This is a genomic window from Pseudomonas marginalis (genome assembly GCF_001645105.1).
GTDB classification, from domain to species: domain Bacteria; phylum Pseudomonadota; class Gammaproteobacteria; order Pseudomonadales; family Pseudomonadaceae; genus Aquipseudomonas; species Aquipseudomonas petroselini.
This window is the reverse complement of the sequence record NZ_LKEG01000024.1, coordinates 23,956-40,701: the sequence shown is the minus strand read 5'-3', so window position 1 is coordinate 40,701 and position 16,746 is coordinate 23,956. Positions and strand designations below refer to the sequence as shown.

The window sequence follows — 16,746 nt, the reverse complement described above, 5'->3', positions numbered from 1 at the left end:
CAGCTGGCGTTGAATTACAGGTAAAAATCCATGCGGAAATAGATCGGCGCTTCGCGCTCGCTCATCACCGCAGGGCGTTCCAAGGAGTGGGCAAATGTCACGCTGGCGCTGACGTTTTTGCCGCGGGCGAACAGCTCCAAGGAGTTGCTCGAAACCCGCCCATGGAGCGTTTCGTTGTAGCGGTCATTGCGGATCACACCCTGGTCGTAGCCGACACTGGCGCCGTATTCCAGGAACGCCGGGCGCATCCAGTCCCACGTCACCGGGCGGGCCCAGCGAATGTCGTTGCGCCAGTAGCCACCACTGTCACCGGTGAGTTGCTGGTCCTTGTAGCCGCGTACCGAGGCCGACCCGCCCAGGCTGATACGCTGGGGGCTGAACAGCACGTCTTCACTGCGCTGCCCGGTGGCCAGGCTGGAAAAACTGAACGACTCACCCCACAGCGTGAAGGGCTGCAGGTAGCTGAGCGTGGCGGTGTATTTGCGGTAGTTCGGCGTGGGCGTGAGGTTGCCCTCGCGATCGCGTTCCTGGTCGTTGCTTTGCGCGTCGAAGGCGCCGATGCCGTTCTGCATACCCAGGTCGAGGTTGACGAAGGCGCTGCCGATGCGCCGCCCGTGGTTGATGCCGACCTGGAACTCACTGAGGCGGTTGCTGCTGGGGCCCAGGCGAGTATCGAGCAAGTAGTTGTTGGTGCGTATATGGGCGAGGCCGACGTTCACCGAGGTCTTGCTCACATCGTCACGATGGATCACACGCTCGGCGCGCAGCTGATGGTTCTGGCTGTCGCCGGACTGCTTGAACTTGAAGCCATCAGCATCGCCGAGGGTGCGGTAGTCGCTTTCGCTGTAGGTGTAACTGAAGTTCCACCAGCCCCATGGCACGTTGTAGTAGAGCATGCTGTTTTTCGAGGTTTTCTGGTGGTCACTCATGGCGTCGTGGCCGCCGCGCAGTATCAGTTGATCGGCCAGGCCGAGGGGGCTGTCCCACTCAAGACCAGCACCCCATTGCTGTTCGCCGGTGCTTTTCTGACCATCGTTGTTACGCGACAGGCTGGCGCGCCAGGGCTTCTGCGGGGTGTTCTTGACCACCACTTCGCTGCCGCCCACTTGGCTGCCGGGCGTCAGCTCCATCTGCGCCTGCTTGGACGGCAAGCGGCTGAGTTGGTCGACCAGTTGTTCGACTTCGCGCAGGTTGAGCGGCTCACCCACCTTGCCGGGAAAGGCCATCGCCAGTTCGCGGTCGGTGACGGTGCTGCCTGGGCCGCCTTTCACGCCTTCGAGCTTGCCTTCCACCACCAGCACCTGCAGGTGGCCGCTGGAAAGGTCCTGCTGCGGCAGGTAGGCGCGGCTGGTGACACGGCCTTTGGCGATGTAGAAATCAGTGATGACCTTAAGCAGCTCATTGAGGTGCGAGACACCCAGGCATTGGCCGACATAGGGCTTGAGCAGGCGCACGCGATCCGACGCCGACAGGCTGTCGGCACCCTGCAGTTGGATGTCTTTGATAGGGAAGCAACGGGTGTCGGCAGGCGCGGCCGGGGTCTGGGACTGGGTGCCCTTGCCCGGCAGGTCCTGGAGCTCTTCGAGGCGCCGGCGCTGCTCTTCGAGCAAGCGGTTCTGCCGGTCGCGGATCAGGTCCTGATCCCCGGGCGTAGGGGCGGCCGTGGCGCTGTTCAGGCTCAAATAAGCGAGCAGTAAAGTGCACAGCAGAAACCGAGTCCGTGGCAGTAACGAAGACATGTTCGATCCGTCGAAAATCAAAGGGCGGCAAACTAACATCGAACTTCCGCTAACTCAAAGAACAGAGCTAGTTGGATATTCGCGCAAGTTAATCACGCAACTCATTGATTAATAACAAGTAAAAATAATCAAATAGGCGAACGACTTGTAACTGGAAGTATTAATCCGACAAGCGGCAGCACTATTGATCGCGATTCGTCGGAGAACTAACAGATTGCTATTAATTAGCCATCAAGTTCTTGCCGAGATAAGTTAGTACCGAAAACAGCAGAAAAGTTCGCGGCCTTTTTGTGATTTAGATCCCATTTATGGGCTTAAAGCTTATGCCTGTGACGAGTGGGCTTGTGGCAGACACAAAGCCCGCCCGTCACAATACTCAACCGGCGTCTTTGGACTGGTCCTTACCAGGCACCAGTGTCAGCCCCGGCTTTTCCACATCGCGGGAGACATGGGATGTCACTTGCGCGACACCGCCGTCCTCGTCGTTATGGATCACCAACACCCCAGGTCGACGCAACTGCTCAAGGTCCCCTTCAGCAAGGCTGAAGCTCTCGCTCAGGTTCTTGTCGGTGAGGGCCTTGGCCTCCGCGCGACGCTGGGCGAACTTGCGCCCCTTGCGTTGCTGGTAGCGGGCCCAGCTGACCAGGATCACAGCGTTGAACAGCGCGATCCACAGGTAGATCTGCAGGGTATTGAGCGCTGCAAAGATCGGCGCTTCAATCCGTGGCCCACCGTGGCTGTCGAGCATCGAGCCGATCCCGCGGGCCAGCAGCCAGATCAATCCGGCCCAGGCCATCAGGGTCAACAGCACATCGATGATCCACATCACGGTACGTTGGCGGGTTCTGACCAGTTTCATGATCACGCCTCCTCTTCAGTGGGTTTGATGCCGCGATCGGGGCTGACCCAGCGCGCGCGCTTCTGGTGCTGGTTGAACAGCACCTTGGGAAAGCTGACCAGGGTGGTGAACAAACTGACCAGCCAGAACACCATCGGGTACCACACGGTCCAGAACAGGGTTTTCCACAGGTCTTTCTCGTAGCGGCGGTCGATCAGGATGCTCACCGCAAACTGCAACAGGCACACCATCGCCAGCACCAGCCCGGTAAACGCCGGCGGCATCAGGGAGTCCACGGCAATGGCCTGGGGCAGCGGAATGAACTTGCCCACCCCCCAGAAAATCACCGACAGCAGGAACGTGAACGCCCAACCGGTGGACAGGCAGTATTCGAACAGCAGCGGCCACAGGTAGCGGTGACGCCATTGCCAGATGCCACGGATATTCTTGAACAGCACTTCGGCACCGCCCTGGGCCCAACGCAGGCGCTGTTTCCACAGGCCGCCGACGGTTTCGGGCATCAGGATCCAGCACAGGGCGCGCGGCTCGTAGAAGATGCTCCAGTGATCAAGCTGCAGCTTCCAACTGACATCGATGTCCTCGGTGATCATGTCGGTGCTCCAGTAGTCGATACGGTCGAGCGCCTTTTTACGGAACGCTACCACCACACCCGACACCGTGAAGATCCGGCCAAACACCCGTTGTGTCCGCTTGATCAAGCCGATGATCGAAGAGAACTCACCCACTTGCACCCGGCCGATCAAGGTCGAGCGTGTGCGGATCCGTGGGTTGCCGGTCACGGCGCCCAGGCGCGGGTTATCGAGCATCGGCGCAACCAGGTAGGCCGCCGCGTTTTTATCCAGCAACGCATCGCCGTCGATGCACACCAGGTATTCGCTGCGTGCGGCCACGGCCCCCATGCGCAAGGCCACCGCCTTGCCCTGGTTCTGCGCCAGGTGCAACACGCGCAAGCGCGGGTGCTCCAGTGCCAGTGCGTCGAGCACGGCGGCGGTGTTGTCCTTGGAGCCGTCGCTCACCGCGATCACTTCGATGTTCGGGTACAACTGGCCCAGCGCCGCATGGATGGTGTCGGCGGCGTTATCCCCTTCGTTGTAGCAAGGGATGATGATCGAGATCAGCGGGTTGCCGGCCAGCGTGGGTGCCGGGGTGTCTTCTTCCCAGGGCCAGTGGCGCTCCCAGTGCAGCCAGAAGTAAACGCCGCCTGCGATCCACAACGCCGACATGAACAGCGGGTAGAAAAACACAAAGTCCATCAGGAACTGCCCGGTGACCAGGAAGATCAGGCCCAGGGGCACGCCCAATACCAATGCCAGCACGAATAAAGCCAGGAGTCTGTCGAACATGGTCAAGGGTTCCATTGGTTGGAAAGGGCCGGACGCACAGTCTTCAGGTCCGGGGAGTTTTCCAGGAAGTTGTCCGGGTAGTAACCGAAACTCGTGACACCCTGGCGCTTGAGTACACCCATCCATTCAGCCATCTGCTTAGCGTCAATATCCGGCGCGGCCTTGGTGCGCCAGTCTTTGGCTTGCAGTTCGAATACCGTGCGCTCCATCGCGCCAGGACGCGCCTTGACCGTCGCCACCAGCTTCTCCAGCCAGGCGTTGGAGGTCTTGTACTCTTGGCCTTCCATCAACGGCATGGCCATGGGCGCGGTCCAGTCGTAGGTCTGGAGGAAGTCATCAAGGTTCTGCGCGAACCAGGCTTCGCTGCCGGGATTGAGCATCGGCTCGGCGAAGATATTGCGCGCGGTCTGCACCTGCGGCCCACCGATGGCGCGGACCTTGGCGGTCAGCTCGTTGGTGAAGTCGATCAGGTAGCGGCTCTTGAAGCGCGTCCAGCGTTGCATCACGGCCGGGTCGGCACGCAGGGCCTCGATCGTATTCGGCAGGCCGTTGGCGGCATACGCCTTAAGCGCGGCCGGGCTGGCGTCTTCGAAGTCGTTGAGCACCGCATCGTCGTGGTACAGCACACCGTCGATGGCGTTGTTGCGCGCCAGGTCTTCATAGATCTCACCAATGATCTTGCGCACCTGCGGGTCAAACGGCGACAGGCGTTTGTATTGGTCTGGGTCGAGGCCGACCTGGCCGGTTTTCGGGTCCCAGCGCGTCACGCGCGGCAGCTTGGGGTCGAGGGCGAAACTGAGCACCGGCATCCAGGCATACACCGCGGCATGGGCACGGGTGTGCAATTGCCAGGAGACGCGGTTGAACAAGTCGGCACGTACCGGCAAGTGACGGTTGGGGAAATACAGTTCATGCACCAGGCCGTCACCCTTGGGGTCGGCGAAGGCTTGCAGGAACACGGTGCCCGCGCCCATGTCGACAACTCTCTGCACCAGTTGGTCGAGGTTGCGCGCTTGCTGGGCCGGGTCCGGGTCGTAGACGTTGTCCAGGTCCACATGCAGCACGCGCAGCGGTGCCTTGGCTTGCGCCGCGACGATGCTGTTGGCGAAGTGCTCGCCGTCCGGGTCAGAGGCGACCAGGAAGCGCGGGCTGTTCATCAGGTCACTGGAGCTGTCGAGGCCGTCTTCCAGGGTCAGGGCCATTTGATAGCCCTGCTCGCCAACGATCGCCAGCGAAGTGCCCTTGGCTGCACCGTAGGGCCATACCCACACCCGTGGTTTCTTGCCCGTGACTTTTTGGATCTTGTTGGAGATCGCCACCACATCGGCCCGCATCCGCGCATCGAACTGCGCTTGGCTTTCATAACGGCCCGTGGCCGGATCAAAGCGCAGCGAGGTCGCCGCCGGCTCCAGGTTGCCCTGGGGGTTGGCGAGGATGCCGGTGTGGCTGGCATCGGTGTGCGCCGCAATTTCCACCAGGCCCGACTGGGACACTTCGCGGATCTGCTGCCAGGTAAGGAACTCTCCACGCGGCCGTGGTTGGCCGGCAAAGTCCACCGGTTTGTCCATCGGCGTATCGATCCAGTAGCCCACCGGCGCCAACAACGCCGGCCAGTGATAGGCGCGCAGGATCGGCATCACCCGTGTGTAGAAGCTGGAATAACCGTCATCGAAGCTGAGCATGATGGCTTTGGGTGGCAGCGGCCGCCCACCGTTGCGGGCTGCCAGGATCTGGTCGACGCTGACCGCCTGGTAGCCGTTCTCGCGCAGCCAGGCCAGCTGTTCGATCAAACGTTCGGTACGCACCGCCACCACCGCCTGATCGGGGTCGCGATCCTCGACGTCGTGGTAGGCAATGCCCAGGAAATGGTTTTTCGGCCACGGCGCTTCATTGGCCGGGGTCGGCCGCTCGGCGGGTGGAGTAAAGGGTGCGGGTTGCTGGGCGCAGGCACTGGCCAGCATTACGCCCAGGATCAACAGGCAACGGCTGAGGACGGTCATGGTCAGGCTCTTCTAGAAACGGTAAGTGAGGTCGACGAGCAGACGCAGATCGCGTTCGCGATCACCGTCATAAGGTCGGCTGATCAGGCTCAGGTTGGCGCCGGCTTCCAGGACATCGTTCCAGCGAAAGCGTTGGCCGTAGCCCACCAGACCGATGCCACCGGTGGAATAATCCCGCTGGCTATACGTACCCGCACCGACCTGGAACTGCTGACTCCACTGGGTCTCGTAGCGGTGATAGAGCACATGGTTGATGTTGAGGACAGGCAACACGGTGAAGTCCGACTTCGGGTTGAAGTACACCGTGTCTTCCTTGCTGTTGCGGCTGGCGCCGACTTCCAGGCCCAGGTCCACTTGCACTTTCGACGAGCTGTAGAGGCCTTCACGGCCGCTGAGCAAGGCTTCGAAACGGTCGTTGCCATCGCTGAAATGGGACGGGCTGAGGGTCAGTTTCCATTCGCGGCTTTCGTTGGCACGCCAGCGGATGAAACCGCTGCCGCCGTTGGCCGTGACGCCGTCATTCAACGCCCGCAGCGGGGTGGTGGACAGGAGGTAGCCAAGGCTGCCGCCGTATTGCCAGTTGTCGTTGATGTCGCGGGCAATCGACACGGCAGCGCCTTGTTTTGAGCCATCACCGTAGGAGTGGTTGGACACTTCGGCTTCAATGGTCATGTCGCGGGTGCGCCGCTCTACGCCGACCACCTGCCAACGATGCTGGCCGGTGCCCTCTTCGAAATCGGCGCGGGCATAGCCGGCACCGGCGAACAGGCGCCAATCTTCGTCGATGGGCGGCGTGTAGAGGCGGCTTTCGATACCCCAGTCACGGCTGCCCGAAACGGCACCCGCATCGCCGTCGTTGCCACCGCCGAAGCTTTTACCGGTGTAGGCCTCGACCCGTAGCTCGGCCATGTCATGCACATCGCGCAGGCGACTGAGGCGCTGCACCTGGCGGTTGTCCGGGTTGCGCGCGACCACGTCATCGGTCAGCACATCGAGTTGGCGCCACTCCTGCAAGTCCATGGCGGTGTAGGCCTGGCTCACTTCCAGGCCAATGTCGCGCGGGGCCTGGGCTTCAGTTTCCTTGAGAAGGCCTTCGGCGCGCCGTGGCCAATCACGGGCGCGGTACATGTCGGCCTGGGCCAGGCGCAAGCCGACATTGCCCGGGGCTTTTGCCACCAGCGCTTCCAGGCCGGCCTCGCTGCCTGGCAGGTCCCCGCCGAAAACGCCGGCCTGGGCTGACAGTTGTTGCGCGTCCATCCACGCATCGCTGGGGTTGCCGACAGGCAAGCCCTTGAGTTCGACCCGAGGGTTTTGGTTCTTGGCGAGGTTGTTGGCGACTTCGCGGGCGTCGTCGGCTTTATCGCTTTCCTGCAAGGCGTAGAACAACGCCGTGGTGTCTTCGACCCGATCATCGGGCTCGGCGTCGGGGGCGCTCAGCGCCTGGCGGTACAACGGTTCGGCTTTTTCCGGCTGGCGCTGGTCGAGATAGGATGCCGCCACCCAACGCACAGCGTAGGTGGGCAATTGCACACCCTCAGCCTTGAGGGTTTCGTACTCGCGAATCACGTCAGCGGTGCGGGCCCGTGCCTTGAGCGCGCCCAGGCGGTCGATGCGCCAGGTCAGCACGTCGTCATGGGCCGTCGCGTCCGGGGTCCAGCGGGCGAGGAGTTGGTCGTAGCCCTGCAAGGCACGATCAGCGATGACATAGCGTTCTTTCTCGGAGCGCGTGGCGAACTCGGCCATGCGCACGCGCTCGGCCGCCAGGTCACCTTCCAGGCGACGCTGAGTGACGGGGTCAACAAGCCCCGGACGCTGGGCCGACAGGCGCAATGCAGGCTCTGGTAAACGCGCCTTTTGCAGGGCGACGATGTATTCGCGGGCCACTTCCGGTTTGTCGCCGGCGCGGATAAACGCCTGGTCGAATTCATGCAGCGCATCGAACTGCAAGCCCGCGCGAGTCAGCGCGTAGCCCAGCGCCATGCGCCGGTTGGGGTCATCGGGCTTGGCGGCCACCAAGGCGCGGGTGCGCTGCACCGCTTCGCTGGCCTTACCACCGTCAGCCTGGGTAAGGGCCAGGCCCAATTGCAGGTCGACATTATTCGGTTCACGCAGCAGCGCCTTGCGATAGACCGCCTCGGCCTGCGCCCACTGCTTCTGGTTGCGATAGGTACGCGCAACCGTCGCCAGCGCCTGGGCAGTCAAGTTGCGGTTCTGACCCTGCGCCTCGTACACCTTCAGCACTTCGGCATCCTGGCCGGCCCAACCGGCGATCACCAGGTGATCGCTGATCTGGCCTGGCGTCTGGCGCTCGGCAGGCAATTGGCGCAATTGAGTCAGGGCGGGGGTGAAGTTGCCGTTGCGCGCCTGGATGATCAGGGCGTCATAGGCCGCGTCGGCCATGGCAAAGGTGGGCATCAGCAACTGGCTGCACAAGGTTACCCCGATGAGCAGCCGTAACCGGCCTGAGGCACTGAGTGGAATGTTTCGCAGCATATCGTGAGCTTCCTTACACACGGAAAGCTGTAACGATAGGTGGTCCTGAGCGATTTGCATCAGGGCGTCGGCGTCTCGTGACCCGACCTAGCTTTCCTGTATGAACTATCCCCGACGCCTGTATCGAAATGCACAAATCGGCACAATTGTTCAGAATTGCGCGACAAATCTGAAATACGAATGGGGGAGCGGACTTGCCTGCGATAGCGGGTCATACGCCGGCGGGAGCGCCGACAGTTTGACCCGTATCGCGGGCAATCCCGCTCCCCCATTATTTATTTCTGGGCGATGGCGAAATCTTTACTGCGCGCCGCCAACCGCACCGACTTTGGACATCACGAAGCCAATGAATTGCTCAACGGTCATCTTCTGGCCATTGAAGGTCACTTCATTGTTGGCGTAATGCAGCTTGGAGACCACGTCGCTGCCCACCAGGGTCGCCAGCTGCGTGCCGACGGCCATGCCGCTGACCATTTCGCTGGCCATCTGGGATTGCTGCTCGATGGCTTTAGGGTCGGTCACACCGCCGACCTGTGCTTGCAGCGCGGCAACGTCAGCGATCATCGGCTTGGACAGGGTCAGGTTGGCGTCCAGCAGCGAGACCATTTGCTTGCCCAGTTCAACCGGCGGCAGCTCCAGGGTGGTCGGCTTGGCCAGGTCCAGCACCAGGTTGAACTTGCTTTCACCGTGGGTGGTTTTCAGCGACAGGTTTTCCAGCGCCAGGTGCGGCTTGGCGGCCAGCAACTGGTTGACGTTGGCTTGGGCCAGCGCTTGTTCGGCTTCGGTCAGCTGCAGCTCCGGCACCGGTTGGCCGGCGGCGGCAGCGGCTTGCACCGGCTGCATCTTGTCCTGGTACAGCTTGGTCAGCACCAGGCCCGACGGGACATCGATGTTCTTCAAGCTCAGGGCCATGGCGGCGGAACCGACCGGTTTGCCCTGGTAGCCGATCTCGTCGATCTTGTAGTCGACGCGGCCGGACATGGTGTTGTCTTTGACTTCACTGGCGTCTTTTTGCTCGAAGCCCTTGAGGGTCAGCACGGCTTTCTGCGGGCCGAAGGTGAGCTTGGCGTCGCTCAGCTCTACGGTGTTCTGCCCGGCGTAGAAGCCGAAAGTGGATTTCTCCAGGTTGCTGGCCACGGTCAGGCCAGCGAGTTCAGCGTCGAATGGCGCGCCATTGGCGTCGATCACGGCCAGCTTGAGGCTGTTCATGTAGCCGTCAACCTTGACCTTCTTGCCTTCGGCGGTGCTGTCAAAATCCAGGTTCAAGCCGGAAAAGTTGAACGAGCCCGTCGCGTCCTTGAACTCCAGCGGCAGCAGTTCGAGATTGCCGTTCACCGAACGGCTGTAGCCGATATTGGCCACGCCTTTGAGCGGCGACAGGTCTTTGGCGGCGGCAAACCATTTCTCGGTGGTGGCGTTCTTTTCCAGTTCGTAGTGACTGGTGGCCATGACCGGCAGCCATTTCAGCGACACCAGGCGCGAGAATGGCAGCGGGCCGTGTTCGATATGGTCGACAATCAGCAGCTCGGGGTTCGGGTTCTGCTCGCCGAAGAACGAGCCCTGGCCTTTGAGGCGGTAGTGCGCGGTACTGCTGAACAGGCCACGGTCCAGGGACACCAGCTCCAGGGCAACGGTGCCGTCGATGCCGGCCATGGAACGTTGCAGTTCCTTGTTGGCGTCCTGAACCGCCGTTTGCAACACCGGCTCCAGTTGCTTACCGGTGTACCAGGCACCGCCCGCACTGACGACGCCGACGGCGACAACAAAACCCAAAAGAACGACTGCTGGCTTATTCATGAAGTGACCTGATCAAATCCTGTGAGAAGTGGGCTGTCTTCCTTGAACCCCAAGGGGATTGGCTCAAGCCCGCCGAAAACGGGGGAAGATTAGCACTGGCGGCCACAAACGGCCCAGCCTTTCAGAGGGATCAGTTCAACAGGAGTTCAGGAGTACTCCAGCTCAATTTCATCCAGTTGGTGGTCGAAACTCTTCAAGCGCGCCGTCCAGGTGTACACCAACACCTCAAACTCGCGGTGTATCACGGCATTACCGGGGGTGTCGGTCTTGGGGTCGCAGAAGTCGAGCTGGTAGCGCTCGCGGGCCATCTGGGTGGCCACGTCGGACAATTCCCGCGCGTTATTCAGCCAGTGCCTGCCGTCAGCAACCTGCTGATCAAGCGCCACACACTGTTTTTTCAGGACTTCGAGGCTTTTTTCCAGGGGCGTGCCGGTGAGGTCGCCCATGACTTCCTGGAACGTGCGCCCCGGCTGCCAATAGCTGCCCCAGAAATAGCGGTCGAACACGGTTTCGACCCGACGCAGCGCAACCTTGGTATCCCAGATGGCTACGCGGGTCTTGCCTTGTTCGAGGAGTTTTTTCTTCACCCGTTGATTTTGGTAGGAGGCCCAGGCCACGACGCCGATGGACAGGGTGCCGATCACCAGGCAGGCGCTGTCGAGAAATACCATCGCCTTGTCGAGTTGATGAGCCAGCATGACGCCGTAGAAGTAAGTCGCCGATAACAATACCAGTGCGAAACACACGCACCAGAAAGCGGGAGCATAAGGGTTTTTCATTATTGGAATCCCCATGAGCAAACGCGAGCAGTGTCAGGCGAATCGTCACGGCGATCCGCCTGTCAAAGCATAGCTATTCGCTCAGGGTTTGCCGGGCTGTGACGCTTGCGTTCGTCCGCTTTCCCAGCCACCGCCCAGGGCCAGGAACAGATCGATCTGGCTCATGGCGACCTGGGTGTTGGCCGCCGCCAGTTGCGCGCGCACATCGGTGTAGGTGCGGGTGGCTTGCAGGTCGGCCAGGAAAGACGCGCGACCCGCCTGGAAGAAGCGATGGGTCTGCCCCGCCGCTTCCTTGGCCGACTCACCCGCTTCGGCCAGGGCGTCGCGGCGTTGCAACTGCGCGGTGTATTGCGCAAGGCCGGTCTGGGTTTCGCGGATGGCGTTGAGCACCACGCCGTCAAAGTGCGCCAGGGCGCCCTGGGTGGCGGCTTCGGCTTCGCGGATGCGGGCGCGGGCGCCGTTGGTCGGCACTGTCCAACTGATCATCGGGCCAAAGCCCCAGCGATTGGTGGCCGGTGTGCCGAGGTTATCGAGCAGACCGACGGTGCCCACGGTGGCACCGATACTGATATCCGGGTAAAGCGCCCCCGTGGCCACGCCAATACGCGCGGTGGCAGCGGCCAGTTGCCGTTCGGCCTGACGCACATCGGGACGGCGCTTGAGCAGCGTCGCGCCGTCGCCCACCGGCAACAATTGGGCGATGTGCGGTAATTCGGCGCAAGTGCCGGTGCCCGCCGGCAGTTGGTCCAGCGGCTTGGCGAGCAGCATCGACAGGCGGAACAAGCCGGCCTGGCGCAGCGCCTGGTAGCGCGGCGTGTCGGCGCGCAAGGATTTGTATTGAGTCTGCGAGCGCGTCACCTGGGTTTCATCACCGCGCCCGGCGTCGCGCAGGCGCTGGGTCAGCTTAGTGCTCTGGGCCTGCAGGTCGAGGGACTCGTTGGCAATCGCCAGCTCTTCATTGGCCGCACAGACCTGGGTGTAGGAGCGCACTACATCCGCCACCAGGGTGATGCGCGCGATATCGGCGGCGGCTTGCGCGGCGTCCGCACTGGCCTGGGCGCTTTCGATTCCGCGCTGCAGGGTGCCGAACAAATCGAATTGGTAAGAGGTGGTGATGCCGACGCTGCCAATATTGCCCACCGGTACTTTTTCCGACAGCAAAAAGGCCTCACCGGACTCTTGCAGGCGCTGGGCTTCGGCCTTGGCGCCGACGCTCCAGCCTCCGGCGGATTCGGCTTGCTGGGTTTGATAGCGCGCACGCTGCAAGTTGGCGGCCGCCACGCGCAGGTCGGTGTTGGAGGCCATGGCTTGGCGCACCAGCTCATCCAGGCGCGGGTCCTTGTAGAGCTTCCACCAGTCGGCCGGCACCGGCGCCGAGACCACGTTGTGGCCCTCGCCCGCGAGCTGCCCTTGCAGGTCGCCACGGTTGATGGCGGACTTTTCCGGCAGCGTGTAATCCGGCCCCACGACTTGGCAGGCCGACAGCAACACCCCCAGTGCAGCGGTTGCCAGCAGCTGCTTCATGGCTTGGCTCCGTTGTCGACCTTATCGCCGATGATCGACACCGTCGCCGTGCGCCCGGCGATCATGCGGAAGTCCGCCGGCACATCGTCAAAGGCAATGCGCACCGGAATCCGCTGGGCCAGGCGCACCCAACTGAACGCCGGGTTGACGTTCGGCAACAGGTTGGAGCCGCTGCTGCGGTCGCGGTCTTCGATACCGGCGACGATGCTCTGCACATGGCCGCGCAGACGGGCGTTGTCGCCGATCACACGGATGTCCACGCTCATGCCGACATGGATGCCGTCGAGCTTGGTCTCTTCGAAATAACCGTCGATATGGAAGGAATTGCTGTCCACCACCGACAGCACCGGGCGCCCGGCGGTGACGAACTCCTGCGTGCGCGGCGCACGGTCGTTGACGTAGCCGTCCACCGGGCTGCGGATCACCGAGCGGTCGAGGTTGAGCTGGGCGGAATCCACCGTCACCTGGGCCTCGGCCAAGGCTGACTGGGCGCGGGCGACACGCGACTGGCTTTCTTCCAGTTGCTCGCTGGGCACCAGGTTGCCAAGGCCACGGTTACGCTTGTACTCGCGCTGGGCCTGGGCCAGAGTTTCCTGGCGGTCGGCCACGGCGGCCTGGGCTTGGCGCAGGGCCAGCTTGAAGCGGTCCTGGTCGACAGCAAACAGCACCTGGCCCTTGGTCACCAACTGGTTATCGCGCACGTCGACGCGCTGGATCAGCCCGGAGACGTCCGGGGCGATCTGCACGATGTCGGCCCGGATGTGGCCGTCACGGGTCCAGGGGGCAAACATGTAGTACATGACCATGCGCCACACCACAACGACCGCAAACGTCACGATCAACAGCGTGAGGACTACACGGCCGATGGTCAAAAAAGGTTTTTTCATGTCATCAGGTATCGACTGAGTGAGTCCACCGCGCCCAGCAACAGCGCGTAGAGCCCCACATTGAACAATGCCCGGTGCCAGACCAGGCGATAGAAGTGGACGCGGGTCAACAACCCGTGCACCACCAGGAACAACACATACGTAATGCCCATCAGCACCAGCAGCGTGGGCAGGAACACCCCGCTGATATCCAGATCACCGATCATAAAGGCGCTCCATCAGGCAGCGGCGCTTCCATCTCGGTGCCGCCAATAAATTCCACGCCCGGCAGCAGCGACAGGCGCAGCCCGGCCAGCGCGTGCAGCAAGTGCAGGCGCGTGTCGTCTTCGTCTTGCAGGCCCTGGCCGTTGAGGGCGCGGCGCGTGCGGTCCAGGGTCATCAGCAGACCGCTGGGCGCGGGCAAGCGTTCACCCGCCTTGAGGCAGGCCTTGAAGTAACCCCCCACGCCTTCCACCACTTGGTTGAGCAGCACCCGTGGCACGCCGAGGATGCGCGGCGAGTAGGCCAGCAGGTCGAGCAGGTTCAGCGCCACACGCAAATCGCGCAGGGCGGTGCCGGTGTCCTGGTTGATCAGGGCCAGGCGCGGCAGGTGCTGCATCAGGCGGTCGAGCATTTGCACGGCCATGTGCCGGTGTTCGGCGAGGGTCGCCGGCTCGGTGAGGCTGACGATGTCGCGCCAGCTGAAACGGGTCAGGCGCTTGGCCGCCAATTCAGCGCCGAAGGGCCGAGCGATCAACGTCCACACAAAGGCGAACAGCAGGCCCACCGGCCCCGCCAGGTTGACGTTGGCGAAGTTGAGAAAGTCCGCGTCGTAGGCACCCTGGATGCTGATGAACGACGAGGTATTCACCAGCGTCAGCAGCATGCCCAGGTAAAAGCGCGGCTGCACTGTGAGCGTGCCGATGCAGATAAACGGCACGGCAAACGCCAGCACCAGCATCGGGAAGTCATGCAGGTTGGGCAGCACCAGGAACAGGTACAGGCTGGCGAACAGCACCGACATGGCGGTCCAGAAAAAGAACCGGTAAATCTGCGGCGCCGGGTCGTCCATCGTTGCGAAAAAGCTGCAGGCGACGGCGGCCAGGATCACTGCGCTGCCGCCGTCGGTCCAACCGAGCAGGATCCACAGGACCGAGGCGACGATGATCGCGGTGACGGTGGAAAACGCCGAATAAAACATCAAGCCACGGTCGAGGAACGGCGTGAGCCGGCCCAGGCGCCAGTGGCGGTAGACGGCGCGCCAAGTGTCCTGGCTCTCGCACTGGATGGCGGCTTGCAGGCTGCGGCAGTCTTGCCACAAGTCGATCCATTCGCCCAGGCGGTACAGCGCGTTGGAAAACAGCAGCGTGTGACGGTCGTCCAGCGCTTCGCCTTGGGGTTGGGCGGCGTCGACCTGGTCGCGCAGCACGCGCCAGCGCTCAAGAGGCGCGGTGTCGGTAGTCCTTTCCAGCCAGGCGTTGGCGGCTTCCAGCAACGGCGCGAGCTGATCGACAAACTCCGGTGCGCGGTGTTCGATGGCGTACACCGCATCATCCAGGGCATCGATCACCGGCAGCAGGTGAATCATGCGCCCGCGCAATTCCTTGGTATTGCGTACCGTCTGTGGCCGTGCGCCTTCGTGCGGCAATTGGCCGATCATCAATTCAAGGGTGTTGAAAGTGGCGACCATACCGCCGCGCAGTGTGCTGATTTCTTCAGGCTCGACGTTGCGCGTGAGGAAGCGCTGGCTGTAGACCTGCGCGTCGGCAAACCATTTGGCTACCGAGCCATCGAACACCGGCATCAACCGGCGCGGCCAGAACATTGCGCCCACCACCGCTGCGACGGCGATGCCGAGGAAGATTTCTTCAGTGCGCGCTTCGGCCACGTCCCAGACCGCCAGGGGGTTATCCACCACCGGCAAGGCGATCAGCGGCAAGGTGTAGCCGGCCAGCATCAGGGCGTAATTGTTGGCGGTGCGCAGGTGCATGGAGAGGAACAGCAAGGTGCCCGTCCACAGGGCAATCACCACCACCAGCAGGTAGGGCGACTGCACGAACATCGGCACAAAGATCACCGCCGCCGCCGCCCCCATGAACGTGCCGATCGCACGGTAGAGCGCTTTGGAACTGGTAGGGCCGACAAACGGGCTGGACACGATATACACCGTGGCCATCGCCCAATACGGACGCGGCATTTGCATGAGCATGGCGATGTACAGGGCAATCATCGAGGCCGCGAAGGTACGGACCCCGTAGAACCAATCACGGGCGGGCGGGAAACCGGTAAAAAATCCGTTCAAAGCGACGCCGCCTCGAAAGCACGCAGCACACGCAGCGCGGCTTCCAGATCGCTGGGGGCGATATCCGCCAGCACGTCCTTGCGCAGGCGCACCAGTTGCACTTCCACCGCATGCACCAGTTCACGACCGCGCTCGGTGAGGCTCAGGGACTTGGCGCGACGGTCGTGAACGTCTTCGGTACGGCACACGTAGCCGTCGGAACACAGCCGGTCGAGCAGGCGCACCAGCGACGGGCTTTCCATCCCCGACGCCTGGGCCACTTTGACTTGGTGCACCCCGTCGCCCAGACGGCCGATCATCAACAGCGGCACGGCGCAAGCTTCGGAGATGCCATAGCTCACCAGCGTGGTCTGGCAGATTTTGCGCCAGTTACGGGCGCCCACCACCATGCTGCTGCTGAGGTTCATCTGGAGTTGTTCGAGGGATTGAGGCACTGGATAGTTCGCATACAGTTAGTTTGCTAACTATCAATATGGTGGATGGATCCAAATGCGTCAAGTTTTGAAACAATTTTGCGGATGGGTGGTGGGAGTCAGTAAAGCTGGTTTTAGCGTCGGGGTAGGATTTACCGCATACCGAATGTGGGAGGGGGCTTGCTCCCGATTTCGCAGTTTCAGTCAATACAAGGTTGACTGATTGACCGCTATCGGGAGCAAGCCCCCTCCCACATTTAGATCAGTGCTGGCTTCAGGATTGGTGTTCGGCCTGGCCACCAAGCCCAGACCTCAGGAAAAGTTTACTAACGCGGTAAAAGACCGGATTTTTTCAACTTTTGCCCTTTCTGCTAAGTTTTTTGCACCCCTCGCCCACCCCGCAACATCAAATTCAACTCATCCACCACTTCTGCCCAATCTGCATCCTCCAGAATTTCCTCACGCAAAAACGCCTGCTGGCTGTGCGTCCAGAAGAACGCATCCGCCAGTTTCAGCTCCGGCTTGAGGGGCGAATGAGTCGTGACAAACTGCTCGATACTCACCGGGTCATCCGGCAGCCCCAGCTGTTTGAACAGTGACGGCAAGCTATGCACGGGCGATTCCATGACGG

13 protein-coding genes are annotated in these 16,746 nt (G+C 62.0%); all 13 read right to left on the bottom strand.

Annotated elements, in window-relative coordinates:
* Positions 1 to 14: 14 nt before the first annotated feature.
* The 13 genes from AO064_RS04085 to AO064_RS04025 all read right to left on the bottom strand — a co-directional run bounded on the left by AO064_RS04085 (position 15) and on the right by AO064_RS04025 (position 16,741).
* Complete coding sequence (locus tag AO064_RS04085; RefSeq protein WP_064052482.1) at positions 15 to 1,739, bottom strand: ShlB/FhaC/HecB family hemolysin secretion/activation protein; 1,725 nt, start codon at positions 1,737 to 1,739, stop codon at positions 15 to 17.
* 376 nt (positions 1,740 to 2,115) lie between these two features.
* On the bottom strand, positions 2,116 to 2,598 hold the full coding sequence (gene pgaD / locus AO064_RS04080; protein WP_064052481.1) for a poly-beta-1,6-N-acetyl-D-glucosamine biosynthesis protein PgaD: 483 nt from the start codon (positions 2,596 to 2,598) through the stop codon (positions 2,116 to 2,118).
* Between the two features lie 2 nt (positions 2,599 to 2,600).
* Positions 2,601 to 3,941: a poly-beta-1,6-N-acetyl-D-glucosamine synthase gene (pgaC, locus tag AO064_RS04075; RefSeq protein WP_064052480.1), complete on the bottom strand. Its 1,341-nt coding sequence runs from the start codon at positions 3,939 to 3,941 to the stop codon at positions 2,601 to 2,603.
* A 2-nt stretch (positions 3,942 to 3,943) separates the two neighbouring features.
* A complete protein-coding gene (pgaB, locus tag AO064_RS04070; protein WP_012721583.1) occupies positions 3,944 to 5,941 on the bottom strand; it encodes a poly-beta-1,6-N-acetyl-D-glucosamine N-deacetylase PgaB in 1,998 nt (665 codons plus the stop codon).
* A 12-nt stretch (positions 5,942 to 5,953) separates the two neighbouring features.
* On the bottom strand, positions 5,954 to 8,434 hold the full coding sequence (gene pgaA, locus AO064_RS04065; protein ID WP_064052479.1) for a poly-beta-1,6 N-acetyl-D-glucosamine export porin PgaA: 2,481 nt from the start codon (positions 8,432 to 8,434) through the stop codon (positions 5,954 to 5,956).
* A 300-nt stretch (positions 8,435 to 8,734) separates the two neighbouring features.
* Positions 8,735 to 10,231 (bottom strand): YdgA family protein, encoded by a 1,497-nt coding sequence (locus AO064_RS04060; RefSeq protein ID WP_064052478.1) that lies wholly within the window; start codon positions 10,229 to 10,231, stop codon positions 8,735 to 8,737.
* Positions 10,232 to 10,377: 146 nt separating this feature from the next.
* The gene (locus AO064_RS04055) at positions 10,378 to 11,010 is read right to left on the bottom strand and encodes a hypothetical protein (RefSeq protein ID WP_064052477.1); all 633 of its coding nucleotides are present in this window, start codon (positions 11,008 to 11,010) and stop codon (positions 10,378 to 10,380) included.
* Between the two features lie 81 nt (positions 11,011 to 11,091).
* The gene (locus AO064_RS04050) at positions 11,092 to 12,534 is read right to left on the bottom strand and encodes an efflux transporter outer membrane subunit (protein ID WP_064052476.1); all 1,443 of its coding nucleotides are present in this window, start codon (positions 12,532 to 12,534) and stop codon (positions 11,092 to 11,094) included.
* Positions 12,531 to 13,421 (bottom strand): efflux RND transporter periplasmic adaptor subunit, encoded by an 891-nt coding sequence (locus AO064_RS04045; RefSeq protein ID WP_064052475.1) that lies wholly within the window; start codon positions 13,419 to 13,421, stop codon positions 12,531 to 12,533. The genes AO064_RS04050 and AO064_RS04045 overlap by 4 nt, the downstream gene beginning before the upstream one ends.
* The gene (locus AO064_RS04040) at positions 13,418 to 13,627 is read right to left on the bottom strand and encodes a DUF1656 domain-containing protein (protein ID WP_012721577.1); all 210 of its coding nucleotides are present in this window, start codon (positions 13,625 to 13,627) and stop codon (positions 13,418 to 13,420) included. The genes AO064_RS04045 and AO064_RS04040 overlap by 4 nt, the downstream gene beginning before the upstream one ends.
* Positions 13,624 to 15,702, bottom strand: coding sequence for an FUSC family protein (locus tag AO064_RS04035; RefSeq protein ID WP_064052474.1), 2,079 nt, complete (start codon positions 15,700 to 15,702; stop codon positions 13,624 to 13,626). Before AO064_RS04035 ends, AO064_RS04040 begins: the two co-directional genes overlap by 4 nt.
* On the bottom strand, positions 15,699 to 16,109 hold the full coding sequence (locus AO064_RS04030; RefSeq protein ID WP_043204616.1) for a MarR family winged helix-turn-helix transcriptional regulator: 411 nt from the start codon (positions 16,107 to 16,109) through the stop codon (positions 15,699 to 15,701). Before AO064_RS04030 ends, AO064_RS04035 begins: the two co-directional genes overlap by 4 nt.
* A 377-nt stretch (positions 16,110 to 16,486) precedes the next feature.
* Positions 16,487 to 16,741, bottom strand: coding sequence for a DUF2789 domain-containing protein (locus AO064_RS04025; protein WP_012721574.1), 255 nt, complete (start codon positions 16,739 to 16,741; stop codon positions 16,487 to 16,489).
* Between the last annotated feature and the right edge of the window lie 5 nt (positions 16,742 to 16,746).